General features: G+C 64.8%; 28 protein-coding genes. 15 read left to right on the top strand and 13 right to left on the bottom strand.

Going from position 1 to position 24578, the window contains the following annotated elements:
* Positions 1-126 precede the first annotated feature (126 nt).
* Positions 127-2346: an acyl-CoA dehydrogenase family protein gene (locus H7J73_RS20770; RefSeq protein ID WP_264069540.1), complete on the top strand. Its 2220-nt coding sequence runs from the start codon at positions 127-129 to the stop codon at positions 2344-2346.
* A gap of 2 nt (positions 2347-2348) precedes the next feature.
* Here the strand turns inward: H7J73_RS20770 and H7J73_RS20765 are convergent, their stop codons facing one another.
* Entirely contained in the window at positions 2349-3023 is a 675-nt protein-coding gene (locus tag H7J73_RS20765; protein ID WP_264069539.1) for an O-methyltransferase, read from the bottom strand.
* A gap of 67 nt (positions 3024-3090) precedes the next feature.
* On the opposite strand from H7J73_RS20765, the gene H7J73_RS20760 reads away from it, so the two are divergent.
* Positions 3091-3993: a LysR family transcriptional regulator gene (locus H7J73_RS20760; protein WP_264069538.1), complete on the top strand. Its 903-nt coding sequence runs from the start codon at positions 3091-3093 to the stop codon at positions 3991-3993.
* A 4-nt stretch (positions 3994-3997) separates the two neighbouring features.
* On the opposite strand, the gene H7J73_RS20755 is transcribed toward H7J73_RS20760, so the two are convergent.
* Genes H7J73_RS20755 through H7J73_RS20745 form a run of 3 tightly spaced genes read right to left on the bottom strand, consistent with a single transcriptional unit; the run spans position 3998 to position 5775 of the window.
* Positions 3998-4429, bottom strand: coding sequence for a DUF5313 domain-containing protein (locus H7J73_RS20755; RefSeq protein ID WP_264069537.1), 432 nt, complete (start codon positions 4427-4429; stop codon positions 3998-4000).
* A gap of 7 nt (positions 4430-4436) precedes the next feature.
* Positions 4437-4934 carry a MarR family winged helix-turn-helix transcriptional regulator gene (locus tag H7J73_RS20750; protein WP_264069536.1) on the bottom strand — a complete coding sequence of 166 codons (498 nt, stop codon included), beginning with the start codon at positions 4932-4934 and terminating at the stop codon, positions 4437-4439.
* Positions 4935-4977: 43 nt separating this feature from the next.
* Complete coding sequence (locus H7J73_RS20745) at positions 4978-5775, bottom strand: hypothetical protein (RefSeq protein WP_264069903.1); 798 nt, start codon at positions 5773-5775, stop codon at positions 4978-4980.
* 151 nt (positions 5776-5926) lie between these two features.
* On the opposite strand from H7J73_RS20745, the gene H7J73_RS20740 reads away from it, so the two are divergent.
* Positions 5927-6757 (top strand): aminoglycoside phosphotransferase family protein, encoded by an 831-nt coding sequence (locus tag H7J73_RS20740; protein ID WP_264069535.1) that lies wholly within the window; start codon positions 5927-5929, stop codon positions 6755-6757.
* 4 nt (positions 6758-6761) lie between these two features.
* Here the strand turns inward: H7J73_RS20740 and H7J73_RS20735 are convergent, their stop codons facing one another.
* Positions 6762-7172 (bottom strand): nitroreductase family deazaflavin-dependent oxidoreductase, encoded by a 411-nt coding sequence (locus H7J73_RS20735; protein WP_264069534.1) that lies wholly within the window; start codon positions 7170-7172, stop codon positions 6762-6764.
* A gap of 56 nt (positions 7173-7228) precedes the next feature.
* On the opposite strand from H7J73_RS20735, the gene H7J73_RS20730 reads away from it, so the two are divergent.
* Positions 7229-7807, top strand: a complete 579-nt coding sequence (locus tag H7J73_RS20730) for a TetR/AcrR family transcriptional regulator (protein WP_264069533.1) — start codon at positions 7229-7231, stop codon at positions 7805-7807.
* A 7-nt stretch (positions 7808-7814) separates the two neighbouring features.
* On the opposite strand, the gene H7J73_RS20725 is transcribed toward H7J73_RS20730, so the two are convergent.
* A complete protein-coding gene (locus H7J73_RS20725) occupies positions 7815-8612 on the bottom strand; it encodes an SDR family NAD(P)-dependent oxidoreductase (protein ID WP_264069532.1) in 798 nt (265 codons plus the stop codon).
* 84 nt (positions 8613-8696) lie between these two features.
* Here H7J73_RS20725 and H7J73_RS20720 point away from each other — a divergent pair, with 84 nt between their 5' ends.
* Positions 8697-9548 (top strand): helix-turn-helix transcriptional regulator, encoded by an 852-nt coding sequence (locus H7J73_RS20720; RefSeq protein WP_264069531.1) that lies wholly within the window; start codon positions 8697-8699, stop codon positions 9546-9548.
* Between the two features lie 16 nt (positions 9549-9564).
* Positions 9565-10608, top strand: coding sequence for a zinc-binding dehydrogenase (locus tag H7J73_RS20715; protein ID WP_264069530.1), 1044 nt, complete (start codon positions 9565-9567; stop codon positions 10606-10608).
* Here H7J73_RS20715 and H7J73_RS20710 read toward each other — a convergent pair.
* Complete coding sequence (locus tag H7J73_RS20710; RefSeq protein ID WP_264069529.1) at positions 10605-12014, bottom strand: glycoside hydrolase family 183 protein; 1410 nt, start codon at positions 12012-12014, stop codon at positions 10605-10607. The two genes, H7J73_RS20715 and H7J73_RS20710, sit on opposite strands and share 4 nt — an antisense overlap.
* 178 nt (positions 12015-12192) lie before the next feature.
* Between H7J73_RS20710 and H7J73_RS20705 the strand changes: the two genes are divergently transcribed.
* The 5 genes from H7J73_RS20705 (at position 12193) to H7J73_RS20685 (ending at position 17339) form a co-directional block, all read left to right on the top strand.
* Positions 12193-12432 carry a hypothetical protein gene (locus H7J73_RS20705; protein WP_264069528.1) on the top strand — a complete coding sequence of 80 codons (240 nt, stop codon included), beginning with the start codon at positions 12193-12195 and terminating at the stop codon, positions 12430-12432.
* Positions 12433-12585: 153 nt separating this feature from the next.
* Positions 12586-13239, top strand: coding sequence for a S1 family peptidase (locus H7J73_RS20700; protein ID WP_435405545.1), 654 nt, complete (start codon positions 12586-12588; stop codon positions 13237-13239).
* 107 nt (positions 13240-13346) lie between these two features.
* Entirely contained in the window at positions 13347-14522 is a 1176-nt protein-coding gene (locus H7J73_RS20695) for an acyl-CoA dehydrogenase family protein (protein ID WP_264069526.1), read from the top strand.
* Positions 14523-14529: 7 nt separating this feature from the next.
* Complete coding sequence (locus tag H7J73_RS20690) at positions 14530-15636, top strand: acyl-CoA dehydrogenase family protein (RefSeq protein ID WP_264069525.1); 1107 nt, start codon at positions 14530-14532, stop codon at positions 15634-15636.
* Between the two features lie 113 nt (positions 15637-15749).
* Positions 15750-17339: a cytochrome P450 family protein gene (locus H7J73_RS20685; protein ID WP_264069524.1), complete on the top strand. Its 1590-nt coding sequence runs from the start codon at positions 15750-15752 to the stop codon at positions 17337-17339.
* Positions 17340-17790: 451 nt separating this feature from the next.
* On the opposite strand, the gene H7J73_RS20680 is transcribed toward H7J73_RS20685, so the two are convergent.
* The 4 genes from H7J73_RS20680 to H7J73_RS20665 are packed head-to-tail and all read right to left on the bottom strand — an operon-like array spanning position 17791 to position 20022.
* On the bottom strand, positions 17791-18489 hold the full coding sequence (locus H7J73_RS20680; protein ID WP_264069523.1) for a HEAT repeat domain-containing protein: 699 nt from the start codon (positions 18487-18489) through the stop codon (positions 17791-17793).
* A 35-nt stretch (positions 18490-18524) separates the two neighbouring features.
* Positions 18525-18986, bottom strand: a complete 462-nt coding sequence (locus H7J73_RS20675; RefSeq protein ID WP_264069522.1) for a GNAT family N-acetyltransferase — start codon at positions 18984-18986, stop codon at positions 18525-18527.
* Positions 18974-19456 (bottom strand): hypothetical protein, encoded by a 483-nt coding sequence (locus H7J73_RS20670; protein WP_264069520.1) that lies wholly within the window; start codon positions 19454-19456, stop codon positions 18974-18976. The genes H7J73_RS20675 and H7J73_RS20670 overlap by 13 nt, the downstream gene beginning before the upstream one ends.
* Positions 19453-20022 carry an RNA polymerase sigma factor gene (locus H7J73_RS20665; RefSeq protein WP_435405560.1) on the bottom strand — a complete coding sequence of 190 codons (570 nt, stop codon included), beginning with the start codon at positions 20020-20022 and terminating at the stop codon, positions 19453-19455. Before H7J73_RS20665 ends, H7J73_RS20670 begins: the two co-directional genes overlap by 4 nt.
* 207 nt (positions 20023-20229) lie before the next feature.
* Here H7J73_RS20665 and H7J73_RS20660 point away from each other — a divergent pair, with 207 nt between their 5' ends.
* From H7J73_RS20660 to H7J73_RS20645, 4 genes are all read left to right on the top strand, one after another.
* Positions 20230-20715 carry an Asp23/Gls24 family envelope stress response protein gene (locus H7J73_RS20660; protein WP_264069518.1) on the top strand — a complete coding sequence of 162 codons (486 nt, stop codon included), beginning with the start codon at positions 20230-20232 and terminating at the stop codon, positions 20713-20715.
* A 43-nt stretch (positions 20716-20758) separates the two neighbouring features.
* The gene (locus tag H7J73_RS20655; protein ID WP_264069517.1) at positions 20759-21079 is read left to right on the top strand and encodes an Asp23/Gls24 family envelope stress response protein; all 321 of its coding nucleotides are present in this window, start codon (positions 20759-20761) and stop codon (positions 21077-21079) included.
* A gap of 384 nt (positions 21080-21463) precedes the next feature.
* Positions 21464-21664, top strand: a complete 201-nt coding sequence (locus tag H7J73_RS20650) for a hypothetical protein (protein ID WP_264069515.1) — start codon at positions 21464-21466, stop codon at positions 21662-21664.
* 340 nt (positions 21665-22004) lie between these two features.
* Positions 22005-22334, top strand: a complete 330-nt coding sequence (locus tag H7J73_RS20645) for an STAS domain-containing protein (RefSeq protein ID WP_264069514.1) — start codon at positions 22005-22007, stop codon at positions 22332-22334.
* Between the two features lie 458 nt (positions 22335-22792).
* On the opposite strand, the gene H7J73_RS20640 is transcribed toward H7J73_RS20645, so the two are convergent.
* Positions 22793-23782 carry an oxidoreductase gene (locus H7J73_RS20640; RefSeq protein WP_264069512.1) on the bottom strand — a complete coding sequence of 330 codons (990 nt, stop codon included), beginning with the start codon at positions 23780-23782 and terminating at the stop codon, positions 22793-22795.
* Complete coding sequence (locus H7J73_RS20635; protein ID WP_264069511.1) at positions 23772-24554, bottom strand: TetR/AcrR family transcriptional regulator; 783 nt, start codon at positions 24552-24554, stop codon at positions 23772-23774. Before H7J73_RS20635 ends, H7J73_RS20640 begins: the two co-directional genes overlap by 11 nt.
* Positions 24555-24578: the final 24 nt, after the last annotated feature.

Below are 24578 nucleotides of genomic sequence, written 5' to 3'. Positions count from 1 at the left end.
GTCGAAACCCCGCCGCGTGTTGACACAAGGCAGAACGCCGTTTCATTATGAGGCGTGAATCGATGGGTGAGCGACAGCTTGGCTCAGTGCGACTTCATCCGCACTCGATTGGAGAACTGACGCCTCATGCCTTTGGCAATCACCGAGGAACAACAGCAACTGGCCGACGCGGTGGGCAGTTTCGCGGCTCGGCAGGCCCCCGTCGCACAGACCCGCGCCCTGTTCGACGCCACCGCGGCCGGCGACCTGCCGCCCTGGTGGGGCGGATTCGTCGACAACGGTTTCCACGCCGTGCACCTACCGGAGGACATCGGCGGCCAGGGCGGCACGCTGATGGACATGGCGTGCGTCATCGAGGCCGCGGCCACGGCATTGCTGCCCGGGCCCTGGTTGACCACCGCGATCGCAGGCGCCGTCGCGTTGTCCGGCGGGTCGGCGGCGCCGGAGTCGCTGCTGAAGGACCTGGCCGCCGGAACGACGGCCGTGGTCGTCCTGCCCGATCACTCAGATGTCCGCGCGACCGCCGCCGGGGACAGCTGGCGGCTGAGCGGCTCAACGGGGATCACCCTCGGAATCTGCTCGGCTCAACGGATTCTGCTGCCCGCCACCACTGACGATGGCCACAGGTGGTTCGTCGTCGACACCGAATCGACCAACCTGCGCGCTGAACCCCGAAACGGGACCGACCTCTGCACAGACGTCGGCGTGCTGGCGCTGACCGACGTCACCCTGCCGCTGACCTCGGTGCTGCCGGGTATCGATACCGAGCGCGTTCGCGCCCTGGCGGCGGCACTGACCGCCTGCGCGGCCGCCGGCACCGTGCGCTGGTGCCTCACCGCGGCGACGGATCACCTGCGCACCCGCGAACAGTTCGGCAAGCCGATCGGGACATTCCAGGCGTTACAGCACAAGTCCGCAACACTTCTGGTCAACACCGAACTGGCGGAGGCCGCGGCCTGGGACGCGGTTCGCGCCGCGGACGAATCCGTCGAGCAGCACCGGATCGCGGCCAGTGCCGCGGCGCTGGTGGCCGTCATACCAGCGCCCGATCTGGTACTGGACGCGCTGTTGATGTTCGGTGCGATCGGCTACACCTGGGAACACGACATCCAGCTGTACTGGCGGCGGGCCACCAGCCTTGGCGGTTCCCTCGGGCCGGCACCGCGATGGAGCCGCGAGGCAGGCGAGTTCGCTCGGACTGTCCAGCGCTCGCAGGCACTGAACCTCGGTGACGTGGAGTCGGAATTCCGTTCCGAGATCGCTGACATCCTGGATCGCGCGGTATCGCTCAGCAATGACGGGTCGTCGCGCCAGGACGACCGCCCCGAATTCGACATCGGTCCACGGCGTGATCTGTTGGCGGAGTCGGGTTTGGTCGCTCCGCAGCTACCGGCGCCATGGGGCATGGGCGCCAACGCGTTACAGCAGGTGATCATCGCCGAGGAATACGAGAAGCGCCCCGCGATGCTTCGCCCCACACTCGGGATCGCGGAGTGGATGGCGCCGACCATCATCGATGCCGGGACCGATGAACAGCGCGATCGCTTCGTGTGGCCGACGTTGCGGGGTGTCCTGCAATGGTGCCAGCTCTACAGTGAGCCGGGCGCCGGATCCGATCTCGCGTCACTGACCACCCGCGCTGCGAAAGTCGATGGCGGCTGGGTGGTCAACGGCCGCAAGATCTGGACGTCGATGGCCGACGGCGCGGACTTCGGCGCCCTGCTGGCACGGACCGACCCCGATGCGCCCAAACACCGTGGGCTGAGCTACTTCCTGGTCGACATGGAGACCGAGGGCCTCGATGTCACGCCCATCAGGCAGGCTAATGGGGCTGCCAAGTTCTGCGAGGTGGTCCTCACCGATGTGTTCGTCCCCGACGCGATGCTGGTGGGCCAACCGGGCGACGGGTGGGGTCTAGCCGTGGGTGCGATGGCCGTCGAGCGCACCGCGATCGGTAACTACGTCTCGATCGACCGCACCGAAGCGCTGCGTCATCTCGCGGCGATCGACGGGCCGGACCGCGATGCCGTGGTCCGATCGCTCGGCGAGATCCAGTCCTACACCAGCGCGCTCAAGGCCCTGGTCACCCGCGAGACGCTGCGGCTGGTCGAGGGCGGCAAACCGGGTGCGGCATCGAGCATCGCCAAGGTCGCCATGTCCACCCTGCTCCGCCGTGCTTCGACTGCCATGTTGGCCCACACCGGACGCTCTGCCCTGGTCGAGGATTCAGACCCGGAGGTGTTCGTGCCCTATTTCCATCAGCCTTCCGAGCTGATCGGCGGAGGTACGGCCGAGATCCAGCTGACGGTGATCGCCCAGATGATCCTCGGCCTGCCCCGCACGTGACGTCAGAGCCGCACACAGGCTTCGATGCCGTCGCCGATCGGCAGCGTCATCGACAGGTAGCCGTTGGCACTGTCTGCGAGATAGGACGCCAGCGGCCCGTGTACGTCGGAGCCGAAGTCGAGATCGACGTCGTCGACCAGGACCAGCGCTCCCGGCCGCAGCCGCGGCTCCAGCAGCCGCAGCACCGGTAGCGCCAGCTCCGGCCAGCCGTCGAGCAGCACAAGATCTATCGCGCCAGGCACGTCACGCAGCGTCGTCAACGCGTCACCGACCCGCAGATCGATCAGGTCGTCCACTCCGGACTCGACGAAATTACGTTGCGCCGCAGCCGCTTTGTCGGCTTGCAGCTCGGTACCGATCACCAGACCGCCACCGTTGTCCCGCACGGCACTGGCCAGATGGATCGTCGAGACGCCGAACGAGGTGCCGTACTCGACGACTGTGCGGGCTCCGATGGCGCGGGCCAGCAGGTACAGGAGCCTGCCGCCGTCCGACGAGACCGACATGTAGACGTTCTTGAACAGCTCCGCGCGTTCGGCCGCCCCGATATCGATGGGATAGGAGACAGAGGTCGCGGTGCCTGCCACCGCGAAGGCTTCGGCGTCGTTGCCGGATTCGGCCAGCGACAAACGTTGCAGCACAGCGGAAACGGCGGGGGAAGAAAGTGTTGAGTTCACGGACTTCACCGTATGCTCGAACTGGCTTGCACTCCAGTGCATGGTTGGTAAGGAATAGTTATCAATAATGGAATCCTCGGCACTCGACCTGAATCTGCTGGTGGCGCTCGACGCCCTGCTCGACGAGCGCAGCGTCAAGCGCGCGGCCGAGCGGCTGCACACCTCGCCGCCCGCGATGAGCCGGACGCTGGCCAAGCTGCGCCGGGTCCTCGACGACCCAGTCTTGGTGCGGGCCGGCCGGGCGATGGTCCCAACCCCACGCGCACTGTCGCTACAGGGGTCGGTGCGCGATCTCGTCGAACAGGCCCGGATGGTCTTCACTCCGCCGCAACCGCCGCGGCCGGTATCGCTGGAGCGCGTGTTCTCGATTCAGGTCGGCGAAGGACTGTTCAGTTCACTGGGTGCGCAGTTGTTGGCCAGGGTGCGCGCCGAAGCGCCGGGTGTGACACTGCGGTTTGTCGGCGAAAGCCACGAGGACACCCATTCGCTGCGCGACGGTTCCGTCGACGTCGAGGTCGGGCAGATCCGGCGCGCGGAACCGGAAACGCGCATCGAGCCACTGGTGCGCGAGCGCCTGGTCGGCGTGGTCCGGGCGGGTCACCCGCTGCTCGGCAGACGCGTCACCGTGAAGCGCTTCGCGGCCGCCGACCACGTGGTGTTCTCCCGGCGCGGCCGGCTGATCGGGCCCGTCGATGAGCTACTCGCCGAGCAGGGATTGCGTCGCAGAGTGGTGGCGTGCGCACCCAACCCCGCGGGTGGACTCTTCCTGATCTGCAACAGCGATCTGGTCGGGCTGGTGCCCGCCCAGATCGGCCATGATGCGGTGGCCGCGCTGCGGCTGCACACCTTCGAGATCCCTTTGGAGCTACCGCCACTGGAGATCAGCATGGCCTGGCACCCCCGCTACGATGCCGACGGTGCCCACGGTTGGCTTCGGGACTGTGTTCGCGACGCCATCGCGGTGCGCTGACGGATCAGAACGGACTGCTGTTCGCTTGTGCACTGGCCGATTCCGGTCGCGGGCCATAGTGCTGGGCATACGCCTCGTGCAACCGCGCGTCCTTGCGGCGCCTCAGCACATCGACCAAATTCGGATCGAGGCCATGCTGCGACAGGCGGTGCCGGCGCCACACCTTGTTCAGCGCGAGTGTGATCAGTAAGGCCCAGATATAGATCGGAGCCGTCATCTCCAGATGTACGTAGAGCGACGCCGGCAGTAGCCACAGCGGGCCGAGCACGAACAGCGGCGGGATCGCCATGCGGATCACCTGGCGACGCACGGCGCCCGGGCCTGCCAGATCATGTGCCACCCAGTGGCGCATCGAATCGGGTAGGCGGCGCCCGTACGCATAGGCGACATACTGCAACGGACTGGGGCGGGCGGCATCCGCGCGGGAAGTTCTCATGCGGCTCCTAGGTGGTTGCGCTATCGAGGGCGCCGGCCGCGAGCGCGGCGGTGTTGATCCGGGTGAGCACGTGGTGCAGTTGTTCGAGTTCGGCCATCTCGACACCGAGTCGGGCCACGACGGCGGGCGGAATATTCAGAGCGCGGGTGCGCAAAGCGATTCCGGCAGTGGTCAATTCGATATCGGTGGCACGCTCATCGCTGGCGCTGCGGGTGCGGGTGATCAGTCCGAGGGCTTCCAGACGTTTCAGCATCGGCGAGAGCGTGGCCGAATCCAGTTGCAGGGCTGAGGCGATCTGCTTGACCGATAACGCTGGCTGACCGGTAGAGGCGGACTTCTGATGATCCCAAAGCGCCAGCATCACCAAGTACTGCGGATGAGTCAGGCCGAGTGGTTCCAGTAGCGGCCGGTACACGGCCAGGACGGCGCGGTTAGTGACTGCCAGCGCGAAACACACCTGGCGCTCCAATGCGAGCGGATCGAGTTGCGGCGTCGTTGCGACCATAATTGCATCGTACGCTAATAGTTAGTGTCCTAGCTATATGGGATCACGTGACGCGAAAACCCCGCAGGCGCACCCACTGGTGCGCCGCGAAAGTGCCGACTATCCACACACTCAGCGCCACCCCGAGATGCACCATGCTCTTGGTGTCCCGCCCCAGCACAGGTCCGATCATCGAGGGCAGCGCATTCCACAGCAGTTGGTGCGGCGCCCCCTGCACCGGATCGGCGACATAACACAACGCGTACGGCAGCGTCAGAGCGGCGAGCCAGCCGGCCGTGCGCCTGCGGTCATGACGCTGCCGCCACCGCCGGGCCAGCGGAGCGGCCGTGACCGGGTGCAGTACCGAGATCAGATTGCCGACGCCCAGCCAGGACAAAATCGGAACCGCGACGTTGGGAATCGTAACCCCAAGGTGCGCAGGGCTTTCCAGAGCCACAGTGAGCGCCATGGCCACTGCCAGAGTAGGTAGGCCGACCAGCACGATCAGGGCGAGATTCTTGATCAGCAGCACCCGCCACAAGGGCGCGCCATCGGATAACCCCTTCTGCACCCGGACGTGATCGGCCCCGAGCAGATTGGTGGTGGTCACGTCGGCGAGGATGAACGACGAAAAGTAGATGCCGATCAGGGTTACCCAGTCATGCCGGTGACCGTGGGGCGTAATCGGCTGAATCAGCAGCCAGGCGGCGGCCAGGAAGAAATTGGCCACCACGCCCAACAGCCACGTCCGTGGCGGGGTGAAGGCCCACCGGATCTCCGCAACGACGGCCGGCCAGAGCTTCTGGCTGAGATCCTTCGCGGCGCGTTCGGCCGCGGCGGGACGAGGCGCTGACGCCCGCACCGCCGCACGCACCCTGGCACGAACACCCGAGGGCAGCGGCGCCGTTAGATCCAAGGTGAGCTCCCCCATATGCGGTCTGCGAGCAGCACACTACCCGCGGGACCTGGCGATCAGCTGTCGCATTTCCGCGCTGTCGTGACACCATCCGGTGGTGACTGGGCTCCCCGCTGACGCTGTTCTGGCTCAGCTCGAGCAATGGCAGCTGCGACCCGACGGACCCGCCATTCACGGCCACGGCACCCTCGTCCAGCCCGTACGCACGGCTGAGGAAACCGCCGCCGTCCTCAAGCTCGGCTCCGCCGACGCCGGATCCGAACACGAACATCTGGTGCTGCGACGCTGGGGCGGCAGCGGGGCGGTCCGCCTGCTGCGCGCAGACCCACATCGGCGCGCCCTGCTACTGGAGCGGCTCCGGCCCCAGCACCTCGACTCGCTCTCGGATTACGAAGCCTGCGGGGTTGTCGGCGAGCTCTACCACCGGTTGCATGTGCCGGCACTACCCCAATTACGCACCCTCACCTCGCTTGTCGAGCAGTGGCTGGGCGAATTCTCCGTGCTCCCCCGCAACGCCCCGATTCCCCATCGCCTGGTGGAACAGGCGAGCGCACTCGGGCGCGACCTGATTGCCGACCGGAGCGGCGCCGATCGCGTCGTCCTGCACGGCAACCTCCATTCCGGCAATGTGCTCACCGCCGGCCGGGAGCCCTGGCTCGCGATCGCCCCACGCCCGATAAATGGCGATCCACACTTCGAGATCGCCCCGATGCTCTGGCACCAGTGGGACGAACTCGCCGGTTACGTCCGGGACGGGGTCCGGACCCGGCTCCACACCCTGCTCGACGCCGCAGGTCTCGACGAGGACCGCGCGCGGGGCTGGGCGATCGTCCGGGTGATCCACGCCGCCGTTCGCGAAGTGGACAGCGGATCTGACGCCGCAGCCATCACCAGATACATCGCACTGGCGAAAGCCGTACAGGACTGAGCACCTAGCTCGGAGTCAAGGCGAAGACGGGGATCGTGCGCGTCGTATTGCGTTGATACTCAGCAAATCCCGGATAGAGTTGCGCCTGCAGGGCATACTTCTCGTCGCGCTCGGGGCCGTGGAGCTCGACTGCATGGACCGTGAGGTGCTCGTCGCCCACTTCGACCGTGACCGTGGGGTTGGCGATTAGATTCCAGTACCAGGCCGGGTTGATGTCCGCCCCGGCGGCCGAGGCGAATACCAGGTAGCGGTCTCCGTCAGCCAGGTACATCATCGGACTCACCCGTTCGGCACCGCTGCGCGCTCCGATGCTGTGCAGCAACAGAACTGGCGCTCCATCGAAACTCCCGCCGAGCCGGCCGTGGTTGGCGCGGAACTCCTGAATGTTTCGGCGGTTGAAGTCGTCGTCGGTCATACCAGGCTCCTTGTAACGGAATTAATCCTCCGCTTATCCGAGCATACACTCGATCGATGCCTGTCAACGCCAGCTCCGGTCGTGCCCGCGCGGTACGCCGGGACGCCGTCGAGAACCGGGAGAAGATCCTGCGCACCGCCGCCGAACTGATCGCCCGCCGCGGCCGGACGGTGCCGCTGACGGATATCGCGGAGGCAGCGGGCGTCGGGGTCGGCACCTTCTACCGGGGCTTTCCCGACCGTGCCGCGCTCCTCGCCGAGTTGCAGCGCCGCGGTTACGAACTGCTGCTCGCCACCCTCGCCGATATCAGGGCCGCGGGGTTGCGTGGCGGGGCCGCCGTCGAGGCCTATCTGCAGGAGTGTCTGACACTCGCCGATCAGTTGGTGGCGCTACCACTTCGCGGCGCAGAACCGCTGGCCGACGCTGCCGCGGTCGACGCCAAGCGGGAGATCGTCGCTGCCATCGACGCTTTCCTGACCGAGGGTCGCGCCGACGGATCCTTACACGCCGACGTCACGGCACGGGATGTGGTCGTGTGCGGAACACTCATCGCGCGGCCGCTACCGCACGATCCCGACTGGCCCACCACGGCACGGCGCCATCTCGAGCTGGTCTTTCGCGGCATGCGCCCCTGAGACGGCCTCATACCCAGGTGCCGCCGTCCACCCGCAGGATCGCCCCGGTCACATACGAGGCACGGTCACTGAGCAACCACGCGGCCGCTTCGGCGATCTCCGCGGGTTCGGCCGCCCTGCGCAACGGGGTCTGCGCGGTCAGGCTGTCGATGATGCCGGGCGACGCCGTCTCCCATTCCCGAATCATGTCGGTCAGTGTGCTGCCGGGCGTGATCGCGTTGACCCGAATCCCTTCCGGTCCATAGGTGACCGCCGCGGATTCGGTCAGGCTGTTGACCGCGCGCTTCATCGCGCCGTAGGCGGGCAATTCCGGGTTGGACTTCAGGCTGCCGACGCTCGAGGTGTTGACGATGGCGCCGGACTTGGCGGTGCCGCGGATGGCGGCGATCTCGGCGACCATTGCCAGATAGACGCCTTTCAAGTTCACCGAGTAGACGTTGTCGAAATCCGCCTCGGTCGTCTGATCCAGCGGTCCCGGCGGCACGATCGTCGCGCCGTTGTTGAAGGCGATGTCCAGCCTGCCCCACGTCGTGACGGCGCGGTCGACCGCGGCGCGCACGCTGTCGCCGTCGCTGAGGTCGCAGATCGCGTACTCGGCCTCACCTCCGGCCGAGCGGATCTCTTCGGTGACCGTGGCGAGTTGCTCCTCGGTCCTGGCCGCGAGCAGCACGCGGGCGCCCTCGTCGGCGAACAGCCGGGCCGCCGCGGCTCCGATGCCGCGGCCCGCACCGGAGATGAATGCGACTTTGTCAGCCAGCAGGCCGCGGTTCTTCGTCTGGGTGGTCCTCGTCTGTGGGTTGGTCATGAAACGAGCCTGCGTGCCGGCGGTGACGGTATCCAGGTACCGGCTGTACCTGGCTGAGCGGCCGACGCCGGGCACTATGGAGGCATGGACAAGCGGGAGTTCGGAGCGTTCCTGCGCAGTCGACGCGAGCGGATCACCCCTGCCGAGGTGGGACTGCCAGCGGGGAAACGCCGTCGGACGCCGGGATTGCGCCGCGACGAGGTGGCCCATCTGGCCTTCATCTCGACGGAGTACTACACACGCCTGGAGCAGGCTCGTGCCCCGCACCCATCACGGGAGGTGCTCGCCGGCCTCGCCCGTGCGCTTCGCCTCTCCGATGTCGAGGGCACGTACCTGCATCGCCTGGTCGGGATCGAACCGTCACTGCCGCCCGGACCGTCCCGCCTGGTCAGGCAGAGCATCCTCGACCTGCTCGACCGGTTACCGCAGGCCGCCGCGATCGTCGTGTCCGCCACCTACGAGGTGATCGCATGGAACGACCTGGCCTGCGCCCTGATGGAGGACTTCTCCGCATTGGCGCCGCGGGAGCGCAATCTGGCCCGACGGGCGTTCCTGGACCCCGGGCCGCACGGCAGACGCCTGTACGGCGTCACCGATGTCGACGAATTCTCCCGTACCTGCGCACTGCACCTGCGCGCCGCCGCTGCGCGCTACCCGAATGACCCCGAAACCACCCAGCTGATCAACGAATTACGTTCGGGAAGTGCCGAATTCGCGGAGTTGTGGGCCGACCATGACGTGTGCGCGCAGACCATGCTGTGCAAGACCTTCCATCATCCGGCCGTCGGACCGGTGTCGGTCAACTGCGACGTACTGGACATCACCGACCGCGATCAACGCGTCGTCATCTACACCGCCGAGCCGGGCTCAGCCTCGGAAAACGCCCTGGCGTTGCTCTCCGTAGTGGGCACCCAGCGCATGGACGTACCCGGCTGACCAGTAGACATACGTCATGCGCGCAGTGGTGTTCGAGCAGTTCGGCGGTCAGGTAGACGTCCGATCGGTGGCTGATCCGGTGCCGTCACCCGGTGGGGTGGTGGTCGAGGTGCAGGCCACCGGCCTGTGCCGCAGCGACTGGCACGCCTGGGCCGGGCATGACGACGGGGTGAGCCTGCCCCACGTCCCGGGTCATGAGCTGGTCGGGGTCGTGGCGGCAGTCGGCGCCGAGGTCCGGCGCTGGCGGGTCGGCGACCGCGTCACCACACCGTTCGTCTGCGGGTGCGGAACCTGCCAGTGGTGTCTGGGCGGCCAGGCCCAGGTCTGCCCCGACCAGACCCAGCCGGGTTTCACGCACTGGGGCTCGTTCGCCGAATACGTCGCGCTGCACGCCGCCGACACGAACCTGGTCGCCGTTCCCGACGCGGTCAGCGATGCCGCCGCAGCGGGTCTAGGCTGCCGGTTTGCCACCGCCTATCGCGCGCTGACGGCCAGGGCCGACGTCCAGCCCGGCGAGTGGGTCACCGTCGTCGGGGCCGGCGGCGTCGGGCTCAGTGCAGTCCAGATCGCCGCGGCGGCCGGTGCCAACGTGATCGCGGTCGACCGCACGCCGGCGGCGCTGGCGCTGGCGCAGACGCTGGGCGCAGTGCATACCGTGCTGGCCGACGCCCGTGCCGATGTCGCCGCCGTTGTGCACGAGCTGACCGGCGGCGGCAGCCACGTCGCGATCGATGCGGTCGGTTCACCCACTACCTGCGCGGACGCCATCCACAGTCTGCGGCGGCGCGGCCGGCATGTGCAGGTCGGACTGCTACCCAATGTCGACGGGTTTCCCCCGGTGCCGATGGATCGCGTAATCGGCTGGGAATTGGATGTTCTCGGCAGTCATGGGATGGCCGCTGTGGACTACCCGGGCATGCTGAGGCTTGTCGAATCGGGTGCACTGCAGCCGCAGTCGCTCGTCGACCGCGTCGTCGGGCTGGCCGAGGGTGCCGCGCTGCTGCCGACGCTCGACACCGCCGCCCCCGTCGGCGTAACCCTGATCGACCCGCGCCGCTAAGGCAACACGGTGTGCATCAGCATCACGTTGTACGCCGACCACAGCGACAGGTTGTAGTACAGCTCCTTACCTGTCGACCAAGGGTGCAGGAAGGGTGCGTAGATGCCGCCGGGAATCTCGGCTGAGGTCACCAGCACCTGCTCGGGACCCCAAGGCCCCTGGGGCGCAGGCGCTGTGCGCATGACGACATCGTTGTTGCCGTTGCAGTACAACACCAGGTACTGCTTGAGATAGGTGTTGTACTGTGCGGACAGCTCACCCACCGGGCCGGGAATCACCACCGTCGCCGCCGCCGGATTGCCCGGCACCCAGGAATTACTGTCGACATTCCAGTACTCATACTTCGTCAGGTCGGGGATGACGTTCGGGGACACCCGCGCGACATACGCCGAACCGCTTCGCCCCGAAGGTGTTCCGAACGAGTAGAGATAGGGGTCGCCCGGCCCCGGCTTGAGGAAGGCACCCTGCTGGAAGTTCTCGTTTCCCGCGCCCGGCTGACGAATGGTGCCAGGGTAGACACCCCAGGTCTGGCCGTTGTCGGTCGACGTTGCGATCGCCGAGAAGTTGGTCGTCCAGGCGCCGTTGCTGTCCCAGTTCCTGATGGACATGAAATTGAGGTACTGGTTCCTGCCGACGGCAACACCGGCGGTCGGGATGATGCCCTTCTCTGCCGATGCCGCGTTGATGCTGTTGACGATCTGCTTGGAGATGCCGGGTTGCCACACCGGCGATCCCGAATACTTGTTGGCCACTGCGGCATTGGGCACGCTGACGGTGTTCGACAGAGCACCGTCCTGGCTGCGGAACAGTGTGTTGTACCGCCACTGACTGCCTGGAATGCCGCAGAAGCCGTAGGTGTCGCCGAACGCCATCAATACCTGGTTGTCGGCGGGATCGCCGTTGTCCCACATGATCCCGAGATCGGTACCGGTGATGGCGAAACGCTGGATGGTCTGGTTGGGGCTGTCCGGTCCGGTCACCCAGCCGACGATCGAGGTTCCCGGCGGAGCAGACGGCGGGGCCGGCGCTGCCAGTGGGGCCGGTTGGGTTGCTGTGGGCTTGGGCGCCGACGGAGCTACCGCCGCCTGCTGTTGCACCTGCGCCTGCGCGGGACGCGGGACGAGCGCTTTGAGGATGGCCAACGGCAGCTGGCCCAATTTGGGAAGCGGCGCTTGGTCATTCGCGCCGGTCGGCTTGTGGCCGATCGGGCGGTCGAACGGCGCCAGCGCTGACGGGCTCGGAATCTGGACAGCCTGACCGGCGGCCGGTTGCGCGGATGCGGCTGGGCCAGTGCACGGTTCGGCCGCCGCGTGCGGTGCGACGGCGATGGGCACGCAGAGTCCGATGACAGCCGACGCAGCCACCGATACCGAGGTGATGCGGGAACTTCTCGGACACCGTGACACTGGTGTGACGATAGTGAACGGGGTGACCAATGTGCCGGGGGGCGGAGTAAATAGAGACCCATCCGAGACCGTGTCGCAATCATCGGACCGGATCCGGGGTTAACGATTGCAACGCGCTTTGGTCACGAACGTCGAGTGTCACTGCCGGATCGGCACCGTCGGTGATTGGATCGCCCCCATGGGCGGTGTCGGCGTGACGTGGGCTATCTGGCTGCTCATCGCCGTCTCCATCACCGCCTCAGCCTGCGGATACATCGGGTCAGCTCTGGCACAGCGAAAGCAACAACGGTCGCGCCGGTCCTTCGCGCTCGGCTTCTTGTGCGGTTCGATCGCCGGAGTCGTCCTGCGGCGAAAGCATCGGGTCGCGGCGCGCGGCCTGATCCGCCGGGTGGCGGCAAAGGCATTGTCAGTCAACTGACCTGACTCGCGGTCGTAACCGGTGCTCGCGCAGAGATGGCCAGCACCGCTGAGCGCACCCGAATCGCACGCGGTCCAACTCACCCGCGAAGCCCCTACCCCACTGTTAGCATCGCTCGACGCGGTGAAGGGGTACACAGCGAAGGGGCACGCGGTGAAGGCACGCTGGATCATCAGGGCAGCGACCGTGCTCGCGAGCACGGTCGCTGCGGCGACGTTGACCGTTCCGGTACCGGCGTTGGCCGATCCGACACCCACTCCCGGAATGGAAGTCGACGACGACAGCGGCCGCTGCACCGCAGGTTTCGCCGCGGACGACGCAAACGGCAACCACTACCTGCTGACCAGCGGGCACTGCGATGCCCACGACGGGTCGTTGTGGACCTACGGCGACGACATCCCCCTGGGGTACATCACCGCCAGCGAGCGGGAAGGTGACGTCAGGGACGCCGCCATCATCAAGCTCAACCCCGAGGTCGGCGCGCCCGACGGCGATCTCAACGGGGCGTACCCGGTCCGCGATGTGCTCAGCGCGGGACAGCTACAGGTGGGCATGCCCTTCTGCAAAACCGGGGCAGTGTCCGGTGAGACCTGCGGCGCGATCACCAGCATCGACGGCAACGTCGTCGAGACCAGCGTCTTCAGCCTCGAGGGTGACAGCGGCAGCCCTGGGTTCGTGAAGAATCCCGACGGCACGGTCAGCGCGGTCGGCCTGCTGATGTCCTCGCCCGAGGGCGACGACAACACCACCTACTTCGCGCTGGTGGCACCGTTGCTGAATCAGTGGGGTCTGAGCATCGTCGGATAACCTCACCGCCCGCACGGCGGCGCAGGGTTAGGCAGTAGGTTCTGAGGTATCGGGTACCCCCGGTACTGGCCACCACGGCCGTGCCTGACGATCTCGGAGGTTCAACAGTGAAGTTGGCACTCAGCGATGCAGAAGCCGCGTTCCGCGACGAGCTGCGCGAGTTCTTCACCACCCAGATTCCCGAGGACATCCGTCAGCGGGTGCGCGAAGGCGAACCGTCGTTCCCGGAAGACGCCGTGACGACCCAACGGATTCTGAACAAGCACGGGCTGGGGGTCCCGAACTGGCCGGTGGAGTGGGGCGGTAAGGACTGGACGCCGCTGCAACGGCAGATCTGGTCGGATGAGATGCGCCTGGCGTGCGTGCCGGAGCCCCTGGCGTTCAACGCCAGCATGGTGGGTCCGGTGATCGCCCGGTTCGGCTCGCAACAGCTCAAGGAGCGGTTCCTGCCGCCGACCGCCAATCTCGATATCTGGTGGTGCCAAGGATTCTCGGAGCCGGAAGCCGGCTCGGATCTGGCGTCGCTACGCACCACCGCCGTCCGCGACGGTGACTCCTACGTGATCAACGGGCAGAAGACCTGGACCACGTTGGGCCAGTACGCGGACTGGATCTTCGTCCTGGCGCGAACCAATCCCGATGCGCCCAAGCGCCAGGCCGGGATCTCGTTCCTGCTGGCCGAGATGTCGACACCGGGCATCACGCTGCGGCCGATCAAATTGATCGACGGCAGCTACGAGGTCAACGAGGTCTTCTTCGAAGATGTCCGCATCCCCGCCGATCAGCTGGTCGGAGAAGAGAACAGCGGGTGGACGTACGCCAAGTTCCTGCTCAGCAACGAACGCACCGGGATCGCCCGGATCGGCACCACCAAGGTGTGGTTGTCGCAGGTCAAGGAGCGAGCCGCGAACACCCCGACCGAGCGCGGCACCTTGCTCGAGGACCCGCTGTTCGCCGCCCGCATCGCCGAGGTCGAGAACGAATTGCTGGCCCTTGAGCTCACTCAGTTGCGGGTCAGTGGGTCCGAGGCGGACGGCAAACCCAATCCAGCATCGTCGATCCTCAAGCTGAAGGGCAGCCAGCTTCAGCAGGCCGTCACCGAGTTGCTGGTCGACGTCGCAGGACCGGACTCGTTGCCGACCGACGCCGGCAACGACATCGCCTCGGAGCTGTGGGCCCAGCTCGCCGCGCCGAAGTATCTCAACTACCGCAAGACCTCGATCTACGGCGGCACCAACGAAGTGCAGCGCACGATCATCGCCTCGACAATTCTGGGACTGTGAGGACGCCATGGACTTCGATCTGAGCGACGAGCAGGGCCTGCTGCGGGACGTCACCCGCGAGGCGCTGACGCGGAAGTACGACATCGAGACCAGGATCAAGGTCGGCGACACCGACCTGGGGTGGAGCCGTGACGTCTGGTCGCAGCTGGCCGAGATCGGCATCCTCGGATTGGGCTTCGATCCGGACGAGGCCGGCCAAATCGAGCTGATGGTGGTGCTGACCGAAATCGGGCGGCGGCTGGCTCCCGAACCAGTGGTGGCGGCCGCGCTGATTCCCGGCAGTGTGATCGCCGAACTCGGCGACGCCGAACAGGCCGCAGTACTGGAGGCGGTGGCCGAGGGCAAGACGCTGTTGGCGCTCGCGCACCAGGAGCCCGGGATGCGCGGGTTGTCCACCAAGGTCACCACACAGGCTGAACGGCAGGGTGATTCGTGGACACTGACCGGAGTCAAGAATCCGGTACTCGCCGGCGACTCCGCCGACGCGTTCGTCGTCAGCGCCGCGCTGCCGGATGGCGGCGTCGGGTTGTTCCTTGTCGACGCCGACTCCGTGAGCCGTCAGCCGTTCCGGACCTTCGACAGCCAGCGCGGCGCCCAGGTGAGCCTGGAGGCTGCGACGGCACAGCCACTCGGCGCCGGCGGGGACGCCACGGCGCAATTGCAGAACGCACTGATTCGGTATCAGTCCGCTTTGTGCGCCGAAGCCGTCGGAGCGATGGAGGAGGCGTTGCGTCTCACCACCGAGTACCTCACCAGCCGTAAGCAATTCGGGGTGCCACTGAGCAACTTTCAGACGTTGACCCAACGCGCGGCCGACATGTACGTGTCGCTCGAGCTCGCTCGCAGCATGAACTTCTACGCCGCGATGTCGATTGCCGACGGCAACTTCGACCCCGTGATCGCGGCGCGCGCCAAGCTCCAGATCAGTCGCTCGGGCCGCCACATCGCCCAGGAGGCGATTCAGCTGCACGGTGGTATCGGCGTCACCGCCGAGTACCCCGTGAGTCACTACGCTGCCAGGCTTACCGCGATCAACCAGACCCTGGGGTCGGCCGACGACCAGCTGCACACCCTGATCAATGCCATCGGCTCGTACGGAACCGTCTCGCTGTAGGTATTGAAGTCAACATGGTTGACGGTTGCGGCAATTACCCGTAGCGTCCGCGCGGGCGCTTCCGAGTGCCAGTTCCTGAACATCCCCAGCCCGGGTGTCGAAAGAGGTTCTTGGTGAGAAGACGCGCGTTCATTGCCGGCGGAGCCGGCGCGGTGGCATCGATTTCAGCCCTGACGGCGTGTGCGCACTCTGCACCGCCGGCCGACCAACCGTTGACACCCGGAGACGTCGACGGCGCGGTGGCGAAACTCCGCAGCCGGTACATCACCGAATTCGGTGACGCAGACTACGTCGACAACGTCATTCTGCCGAGCTTTCTCAACAGCATCTTCGACGGCGAGCGTCCGGTCCTTCCGATGATCGACGTTGCGCTGACCAAAGAAAACGCGTTGCCCTACGACATGTGGGGTCTGCTGAGCATGACGTGGAAGCCAGCCCCCGAAGATGGCGTCACAGTGTTTCTGCAGGGCCTGGAAAAGCGGGGGCCGGACAACCGGCGCAAACGCATCTACATGTCGGCGGTGACGCCGGACCTGTACCAGGGCAAGTACCAGGCCAAGATCGTCGCCTTCTTCGACCAACTGTTCGCCCCCGCGAATTCCGGTAAGCCGTTGATGCGAATCTACCTGGACACGTTCTGGGATCTCTACTGGGATCTTCACCTGGGAGTCAAGGGCAAAGACATCCCCGACCAGGTTCGTCAGATCGGTGAAAACTTCAATACCGTTCTGGCGTATCGCGATCCAACGCAGCGAATCGTCTTCGACAACTACATGGCCGTCAGGAAGAACCTGGACTTCCTGAAGTCCTGGATCGACGACCGACTCAAAGACATTCAGTCCGGCAAGACACCGGAACCCGAGAAGACCTTCGCGTGGTACTGGCTCAAGAACGGCGAGGAGAGCGACTACTTCAACCATAAAGACGTCGTCTTCGAGTGCTTTCACAACTTCGTGGCGTTCAGCCAGTGGGGTAACACTCTCTACAACATCATGGCGAAGCTCGGCCGGGACTCCGGCGATGCCCAAGCCAAGGACTGGTTCGCCAAGACGATGGCCGGGGGCCCGGAAAACTCCGACAAAGCCGATGGTTCGGCATTCCCTCCGCTGGAACGCTTTGTCATGGAACTCTTTCGAACGATCTCACCCAACGCTGGAAGTATCTCGGCGATGACGGAAACGCGACCGCCGGCGTTTGAACGGCACGGATTCATCGTCAGCCCGCACACCTCGACCAGCCATGACCCAGTGCAGTGGGCCAAGCCGGACGATTTCGATCCGTCGCGCTATGAACATGCGCCCACCAGCGCCGAAATCGACGAAGCACGGATCAAGCAAATGGGCCTGAACCAATGCCCATTTCCTCAAACGTCTTTCGCCGTCAAGGATGGACGCAAAGCCACGCTGAACAACAGCGGGTTCGGCACCGTATTCGGCGTCGCCGACGACAAGCCGTTACCCGTCTGCGATTACGCGGGCTTCGCCCCCTTCGGATTTGGCTATCGCCGCTGTCCCGGTGAGCAGCTGACCATCATGGCGTTCGAGGATCTCATCCGAAAGGTGTCGAAGGATCGGATCGAATTCGTCAACGTCACCGGAGCCGCTCCCGGGAAGGTGCCCCTCGGGCCGAGTACTCCCGAGATGGTGCCCATCGGCCCGACCACGGTCATCACCGACGACATCGCGTTCACCCGTCCGTCGTAGTCGTGAGCATCGACGTTCGTTAGCATCGGCGTCTTCAAATACGCTCTTTCAGTATCATTTCCGCTCAGCGCGGGCACCGGGCGGGTGGTCGCGCTGCCGGAGGATGGACGCTGGCCTGAACTCCATGCCGGACCGGTAGGTCGACGGGACGGTCCGCATATAGAACGCTCGGCTGGGTTGTGCCAGCCGAGCGTTCTATATGACCTGCTGGCTGGCTAATTCAGCTGTGTTGCATGATTCCGGGAGCCCCAGCCCCGTTGCAGGAGCTGGTCTGTGCAGGTCGACTACTGGTTGCTGCCGCTGGTGGAGCTTCTGGCGCTGTCATTAGCTCGAGATCTTCCACAATCGCCCAAATCCTCACTGCACCAAGGGATGCGGACTCCGATAGAGTTCGGGCTACTAAGTCCCCGACCCCGGAGCACATCAGAGTCTCCGGACATGGCGGGTCAGTTCAACTCGCTGTTCCGACAAGGTCTTTGAGTCTCTTCTTCCGAAGATTTTGAGCAACGATCCATGCAACGTCGGGATCGTCTTGGCCCAAACCTTGAAAGGCCGACAATCCCGATTCTGGAGCCGCAGCGACCGCGACACTCCAGCAGTAGCCCAGGGCCTGCCGAAGCGACCTCAGCGAGGAGGCTCCCCGCGAGCTTTGAGGCCATCGCGTGAGGGCGGTGGTTGATTTGGCGCAGATATTGATGGCCACCGCAGCGGCGTGCGGAGTCCTGAGCAGACGGGGTTCGCAAATCGCGGCCACGGCCGCGCGTTGGACAAGCGGATCGTGATCGTCAACCCACGCTTCTACGATCTTCTCGAGCGCACCAAAGCTGACGTCACCTAGTAGCTGGAGTCCAATGGCCACTGCCTCCCGGACTCGCCATCGCGAATCTGATGCCAGTTCGTGGAGCTTTGTCATCGCCCCGGGATCGGCCGCCCGCGCACCGAGCGCGACGGTGCCGCACATTGCGAGGTACTCGTCGGAGTCGTTTGTCGCCGTGCTGATTTGATTCCAGTCGGCAACCTCGGCGAAGGCAATTGCAAGCTCGGTGTTGGCCCGCGGCCCGGGCAAACCAGAGTGCTCGCCGAGGAAACGTGTCCACTCAGACGGGCCCAACGAGCGCAGCTCTACACACCACCGTTCTCGGGGTTTCATGCCCACAACGTACGTGACTCGAAGAATTCGATGTGTCAGAGTTCCCGCGAGAATGTCACGTGGACACCACCTTGGCCGTCGTAGTTTCCGATTGAGTCGCTGACGGTGAATCCCAGGCGGCGATGAAACGCCTGTGATCCGGTAGTGATCGCGAGGACCTTCCGGCGGCGGTTCTCGCGGATTACAGCGAAGAACCGCTCATACAGGTCAGCGCCGATTCCGCGGCCCTGGTGACGAGGTTCGACACCGACAAAGTGTATGTAGGCCTCATCGGGTCGAGACTGGGACAGGAAGCCGATCAGAAACGCCACCAACCGGTCCTCATGACGCACTATCAGCGTTGTATCAGTGAAGTGTTGGAAAAATAGCCTGGGCACAAGCGCTACCCGTTGCGAACGACGAGTTTGGGCTTCGGGATTGTCCCACCACAAGCTAAGAGCGGCAACGACATCGGGATAGTCCTGCTCGATCGACGTTCGATAGATCAGCTCGGCCACGCACCGATTCTAGGGCTGGAGGGGTCGCCGGTAACGATGTCTGTGATGGTGATCTCGATGAGCCGGGTGCCGGGGTGGTGCGGGTTGTCGAGTAGATCACCGATGAGGGTGAGGACGGTGTGGCGGATGGCATCGCCGAGTTGGCGCAGTTGGGTGCCGTAGCTGCCGGTGATGGTGATGTGGACTGCGCGCAGCGCGGTCTGGTCGAGGGTGAAAGTGATGCTGGTGGGTTGGCACATGTAGGTACGACGCAGTTCGCGGGCCACGATGGCGCGCAAGGCGTGATCGCTCAGGTAGATCGCGCCGTGACCGAGAGCGTCGGCTACGGTGTTCACCCGCAGCGGCCAGCCGGCACGGGGCGCGGCGTGCACTGCGGCCAGAACACGCGCATGGATGGCGTCCCAGCCGGGTTCGGGGACCGATCGCAGGAACGCGGCGGCGCGCTGCAGATACGGATCCGGCTCGGTCACTGCCACCTCCTTAACAAAATCCGTAGTGTTGCGGTTGCGCGGTGATGGTGTCCTCTTACTGCATCGGAGCTGAGCCGCAAAACGTCACCGATTTCCGGGAAACTCATCAGTTCGATCTCCCGCATCAGCCACGCTGCGCGCTGCCGCGGCGGTAGTTCGGCTAACGCCTGTTCCAGGGCGGCGAGAAACGCTGCGTTGGACACCGCGGCGAAAGGATCCAAAGTGGAGCCCTGGGAGACTTGGGGTTCGAGTACCCAGTCCTCGACCGGTTGCGCACGCTTGACCCGGTAGGTGTCGACGACTTTGCGGGCGCAGATCGAGAACAGCCAGGTTCGCAGCGAAGACGCACCCCGAAACGTCGACAGTTGGCCCCAGGCAGCAACAAACGTCTCCTGAACAACATCGGCGGCGTCGGCCTCGCCCGACAGCATGCGCCGGGCATAGCGATAAAGCACCGGACCGTAGCGATTGACGATGGCGTCAAATGCTTCTGGGTCACCCAGTCGTGCCGCCGCCTGCAACACCTCGTCGCTGGCGTCGCCGATATCGCTGCTGGTATGACCGATCACATCGCTCCACTTCTGGCTACCTCGCGGTCAACGCTCAGCACTCCCAGGAAGCTAACCTACTCGGCGGTAGCATCCGCCGTCGATCGGATTTGCTGGTGTGGCTTCTCTCACAGGGCGGGCGGCGTTCGGATTGCCGCATGGGCTCCGACTACACCCTCGAAAACCCAGACTGGTCATCAGGATTGGGGCACTGAAGGAGGACACATGTCGAACACACAATCCACGACCACCATCGTCGGCACGGACGCAAACTGGGCCGACGCGGAGATCAGTCCGTATCAAGGCTCGTCGCTGGTCAGTTCGCAGGGCAAAACCTCGATCACCGACACTGTCGTGTCCAAGATCGCCGGCATCGCCACCCGGGAAGTCAGCGGCGTCCATGGCCTCGGGGGCGGGGCGTCGCGGGTGGTCGGGACGTTACGCGAACACATCCCGGGGGCCAGCGTGAACCATTCACAAGGCGTGTCGGTAGAAGTCGGGGAGAAACAAACCGCGATCGATATCGCTATCGTCGCCGACTACGGAGTGTCAATCGCTGACGTGGCGAACGGTATCCGCCGCAATGTCGTCGCTGCGATCGAGCGAATGACCGGCCTGGAGGCCACCGAGGTCAACATCGCCGTGCACGACGTCCACCTCAGCGACGAGGAGGACCATGACCAGCCAGAGGCGATGTCCAGGCTCCAGTGAATCTGTCGAATCCCACCGCCGGACACAGTTGTGAGCCGCCGTGATGGAACACAGCGAACTCGATGACAGCGAAGCGATCGCGGCCGTGGTTTGCGCGGTGCCGGGGGTGGAGGGTCTGCACGCCGGCATGTTCGGCGAAGTCGCCACCTATCTGCCCGGGCGCCGCGTTCCGGGCGTCCGGTTGGGTCAGGACTGGGTGCAGGTGCATGTGCATGTGCATGTCAGCCTGCTGCACGACGCCCCGGTGCGCGCCACCGCCGTCGCGATACAACACGCCGTCATCGCCCTCTTCGACCTGCCGGTCGAAGTCACGATCGAAGACATCGTCCCCCCAACGACGGAGGTGTCCACCCACGCCGGTTAACGATCGTGAACAGGTACGCGCCCGTCACGCGGTAGCCCGGATGTATCACCCCGGCCGAGGTGGCGATCCCGACGTATTCACGACGGCACGGCCGCCCTCGATACCCCTACTCAACAGATCATTCCCACCCGATCCCCGCAGGGACCCGTATGACCACATCCATGGTGGGACTGACTGCCGGCCCGCTCTCCGGGGTAGCCGCCGACGGCGGGTTCTCCGGCTTTCTCATCGCCTCGAATAGCTAAGGGCACGAGCTGCATTCAGCAATCTCTCTTCGTTGGCGCGATCACCGCCCACCACACCCACACCCCTAAGCACAGATAGACGAACAGCTCGGCCCCAACCTTGATCTCAGGGAATTCCCTTTACGTGCAAGGAGAACAAATGGACCCCCAACCGCCAATCCCCGTCGACGAGCGACTCTTCGCCTGGGCGATCGCCCTGCCAGTGCTCACTCAGCACTACAGCATCACCACACCCGCCGACCACAGCGTCACCGTCTGCGCGTGCTCACCGGGGACCCGACGCACCATCGAACAATGGGCCCGCCACGTCAGCGATGAAATCGCCCGCACCATAACCTAATCGACTCAAATACCGACGTGTCGCTGCCAAACCAGCCTTCCCGCCACGACAACAGCCGAGCCGGACAGATCACACGCAACACGGTCACAGACCACCCCTACACGGTAGAGGGGCTCTGGCTGCGGCTACTGATTCTCCTGCTGTGGCTCGCAGCCCTCATTGTCGTCGCACTCGGCGTCATCACAACACCGACAAACACTCCCGAGCATCCACCATCAGCCAACGCGCCACGCAAAGGACATTCCTCATGTGCGACTCCCCTCGCTCCCACACACTGGGGCGCCCCGCGCGTCAACCTGCGGGCTACACAGTCATGACCACAGTCAGTCATAGACCCACCGTGACCGTACAGCGCCGATGTACCGATACCCACCTTCTGCTGCATGTGGTCGGCACCGTCGACGTCCTCACCCTGCCGGTACTCGACCGGCACATCGCCAAAGCACTATGGTCTGATCCCCCACCCATATTGATGATCGACCTCACCTGCGTGGACTTCTTGAGCTCCGCCGGAATGCAGATACTCCTCGAAGCACACGACCTCACTCCAGCCGGAACCCGACTCGCCATCATCGCCACCCCACGCCTCGCCCGTATCTTCGATGCGCTCAGCATTACTGACATCATTGAGGTGTACCCCACCATCCTCGACGCCCTGACCAGAGGATGAGGGACTCTGGAATCAACGGTGTCTCCGGCGGTTTCCATCAGTAGATTTCGGTCGCCGAGAATCGGTCGCCGAAGGTGATTGCGGACAACCAAATTCCGCCGCTGCTCGACAACTCACTCGCATGGGATGTCTACTGCCGCACCTGGTCGGGATTCGCCTACCCGGCGTTAGTGTCGGTGAGATCCTGGCCAGGGACCGCCTTGGCAGGGCGCCGAACACATTGGATAAATCGAAGCTCACGCCGCTCGCACATGGTGGCAATGTCGGTATCCATACATTTGGACCAAGACCGCCGGCCAAATCCTGACCAGCGTCGGAAACTCCTGCCAAAGAAGAGCCGACTCAGCCGACCGCTGGCGACGTTCCACGAGACGTGCGTTCCTGAACCCTGTGCAATTTGCCGCGAGGTTGGCGCACACCTGACTGAGCAGTCGAGGACGCCGCCTCTGCAGGCCAGTTCAACGCCGTTGTGTCGGCTTCGACGGCACGTTTGGAGGCGTCTGCAGTGCGTCGAACCGCGCGCCCGTTAGTTCAATCGACTTCTCCCACAACCGTTTTGCCATCATGGTGTCGCGTGCTGCCCTCGCGCGCGGTGAACGTTCTACCGGACCGCGGACGCCGAACAATTTGTTCGGTCCCAGATAGTCTCCGTTGCGCACATCCGGCATCGTCGCGGCATAGAGCTGACTGAGCGCACCCTGGCTTTCGCTGTTGCCGAGCATCCGCAGGCCCAAGTGAGTCGCTTCGAGCGCGCCAGGAATCGACGGCACCATCGAGTCGAACAAGTTGGTCGCCGCCACGCCTGGGTGCGCCACAACCGATTTGAGCAAAAGTCCGGCAGTCTCGCTGCGCCGTGCCAGCTCAGCACCGAAGAGCAAGTTGGCCAACTTGGATTGCTGGTACGCGACCATTCGGCGATAGCGGCGCTGACGAAAGTTCAGGTCTTCGATGACAATTCGGCCTTGACGGTGCGCAATGCTGGCAAGAGTGACAACGCGTGGCGCCGGTGCGGCAAGCAGTGCCGTCAGCACGCCGTCGGTAAAGGCGAAGTGCCCAAGATGATTGGTGCCCAGCTGCATCTCGAAACCGTCAGCTGTTGTCGCAAACGGGATCGCCATGAGGCCCGCGTTGTTGATGAGCACATCGATCGTCGGCGCCAGCGCTGCGGCATTCGCCGCCGCTTCGCGGACGGAACCGAGATCGGCGAGATCGAGCGCCACGAGGCGGTGGTCAGCTTCAGGGCCTGCTCGGCACACCTGGGCTAGAGCCTCGGCGCCAGTCGCCTGATTGCGGCAGGCCAGGATGATTCGCGCTCCCGCTCCAGCGAGCGCTGTCGCCGCCCGCAGGCCAAGGCCATTGTTCGCACCTGTTATCAGGATCGTCTTGCCGGCTTGAGGAGGTATGTCGACTACCCGGAAGTTGGGGATCCGTAAGGGGCTACGCGTCATCTGAGGTACCTCCTTGACCAGGTTGGTCTTCACCGGTTGTGTTGGTGTTCGAGAATGCAAGGTGCAGTGGAAGTGTGGGATCGACAGTGAATCCGATGAGCCGAGCCGCCGATTCTGCGATGCTGGACACGGTGGCGGCCAGGTAGTCGATGAACTTCTCGATCGGCATCGCGTCGCCCTGAATAGGGTTGGCGCCCAACCACCAGTCTGTTGCGGAGGCGACAGCGCCGAAGACCGAGTAGACGGTCAGTTCGGCGTAGGTGTCGTCGATCGTGTCGCCGTCGAAAGCGTCGGAAAACAAATTGGCGGCGCGCCTGGCCGATTGGCGCGCAGATTGCAGCGTTCTCCCCGATTCGTCCATCTGTTGGGTGAAGTGGCTGTGCACCATGAACCGGAACACATTTGGGTATTCGGTGACAACCTTCGCGTACTCCGTTGCGCCACGGCGCACGAGATCCCCGGTCGAATCGCTCATCAAGTTGATGCTCCACAGCACCCGCTCCCAAAGCATGTCCTGGACACGGTCGACGATGGCGTCGAAAAGCTCGACTTTGTCCTTGAAGTATCGGTACAGCTTGGGTTTTGAGGCGCCGGCCTCCTTCGCGATGTCATCCATGCTGACATCGGGCCCGATTTTGCCCAACGCCCGGAACGCCGCGGTGACGAACTCTTCGCGGACCTGGCTGCGGTGCTCGCGCCAGCGTTCAGTGCGTGCGTCGGGGCGGCCATCCGTCCGCTGTTCGGATCTGCGCGATCGCGCCCTGGCTGCCACTTCTGACACCTTACCCGATACCAA

Origin of the sequence: Mycolicibacterium komossense, assembly GCF_025822605.1 — a bacterium.
In the GTDB taxonomy this organism is placed as follows: Bacteria; Actinomycetota; Actinomycetes; order Mycobacteriales; family Mycobacteriaceae; genus Mycobacterium; species Mycobacterium komossense.
This window is presented reverse-complemented; position numbering and strand designations above follow the sequence as displayed.

Coding starts and splice junctions, on each gene's coding strand:
- H7J73_RS20770 (WP_264069540.1), top strand. CDS start 127: ATGCCTTTGGCAATCACCGAGGAACAACAGCAACTGGCCGACGCGGTG.
- H7J73_RS20760 (WP_264069538.1), top strand. CDS start 3,091: ATGGAATCCTCGGCACTCGACCTGAATCTGCTGGTGGCGCTCGACGCC.
- H7J73_RS20755 (WP_264069537.1), bottom strand. CDS start 4,429: ATGAGAACTTCCCGCGCGGATGCCGCCCGCCCCAGTCCGTTGCAGTAT.
- H7J73_RS20750 (WP_264069536.1), bottom strand. CDS start 4,934: ATGGTCGCAACGACGCCGCAACTCGATCCGCTCGCATTGGAGCGCCAG.
- H7J73_RS20735 (WP_264069534.1), bottom strand. CDS start 7,172: ATGACCGACGACGACTTCAACCGCCGAAACATTCAGGAGTTCCGCGCC.
- H7J73_RS20730 (WP_264069533.1), top strand. CDS start 7,229: ATGCCTGTCAACGCCAGCTCCGGTCGTGCCCGCGCGGTACGCCGGGAC.
- H7J73_RS20725 (WP_264069532.1), bottom strand. CDS start 8,612: ATGACCAACCCACAGACGAGGACCACCCAGACGAAGAACCGCGGCCTG.
- H7J73_RS20720 (WP_264069531.1), top strand. CDS start 8,697: ATGGACAAGCGGGAGTTCGGAGCGTTCCTGCGCAGTCGACGCGAGCGG.
- H7J73_RS20715 (WP_264069530.1), top strand. CDS start 9,565: ATGCGCGCAGTGGTGTTCGAGCAGTTCGGCGGTCAGGTAGACGTCCGA.
- H7J73_RS20705 (WP_264069528.1), top strand. CDS start 12,193: ATGGGCGGTGTCGGCGTGACGTGGGCTATCTGGCTGCTCATCGCCGTC.
- H7J73_RS20690 (WP_264069525.1), top strand. CDS start 14,530: ATGGACTTCGATCTGAGCGACGAGCAGGGCCTGCTGCGGGACGTCACC.
- H7J73_RS20680 (WP_264069523.1), bottom strand. CDS start 18,489: ATGAAACCCCGAGAACGGTGGTGTGTAGAGCTGCGCTCGTTGGGCCCG.
- H7J73_RS20660 (WP_264069518.1), top strand. CDS start 20,230: ATGTCGAACACACAATCCACGACCACCATCGTCGGCACGGACGCAAAC.
- H7J73_RS20655 (WP_264069517.1), top strand. CDS start 20,759: ATGGAACACAGCGAACTCGATGACAGCGAAGCGATCGCGGCCGTGGTT.
- H7J73_RS20650 (WP_264069515.1), top strand. CDS start 21,464: ATGGACCCCCAACCGCCAATCCCCGTCGACGAGCGACTCTTCGCCTGG.
- H7J73_RS20640 (WP_264069512.1), bottom strand. CDS start 23,782: ATGACGCGTAGCCCCTTACGGATCCCCAACTTCCGGGTAGTCGACATA.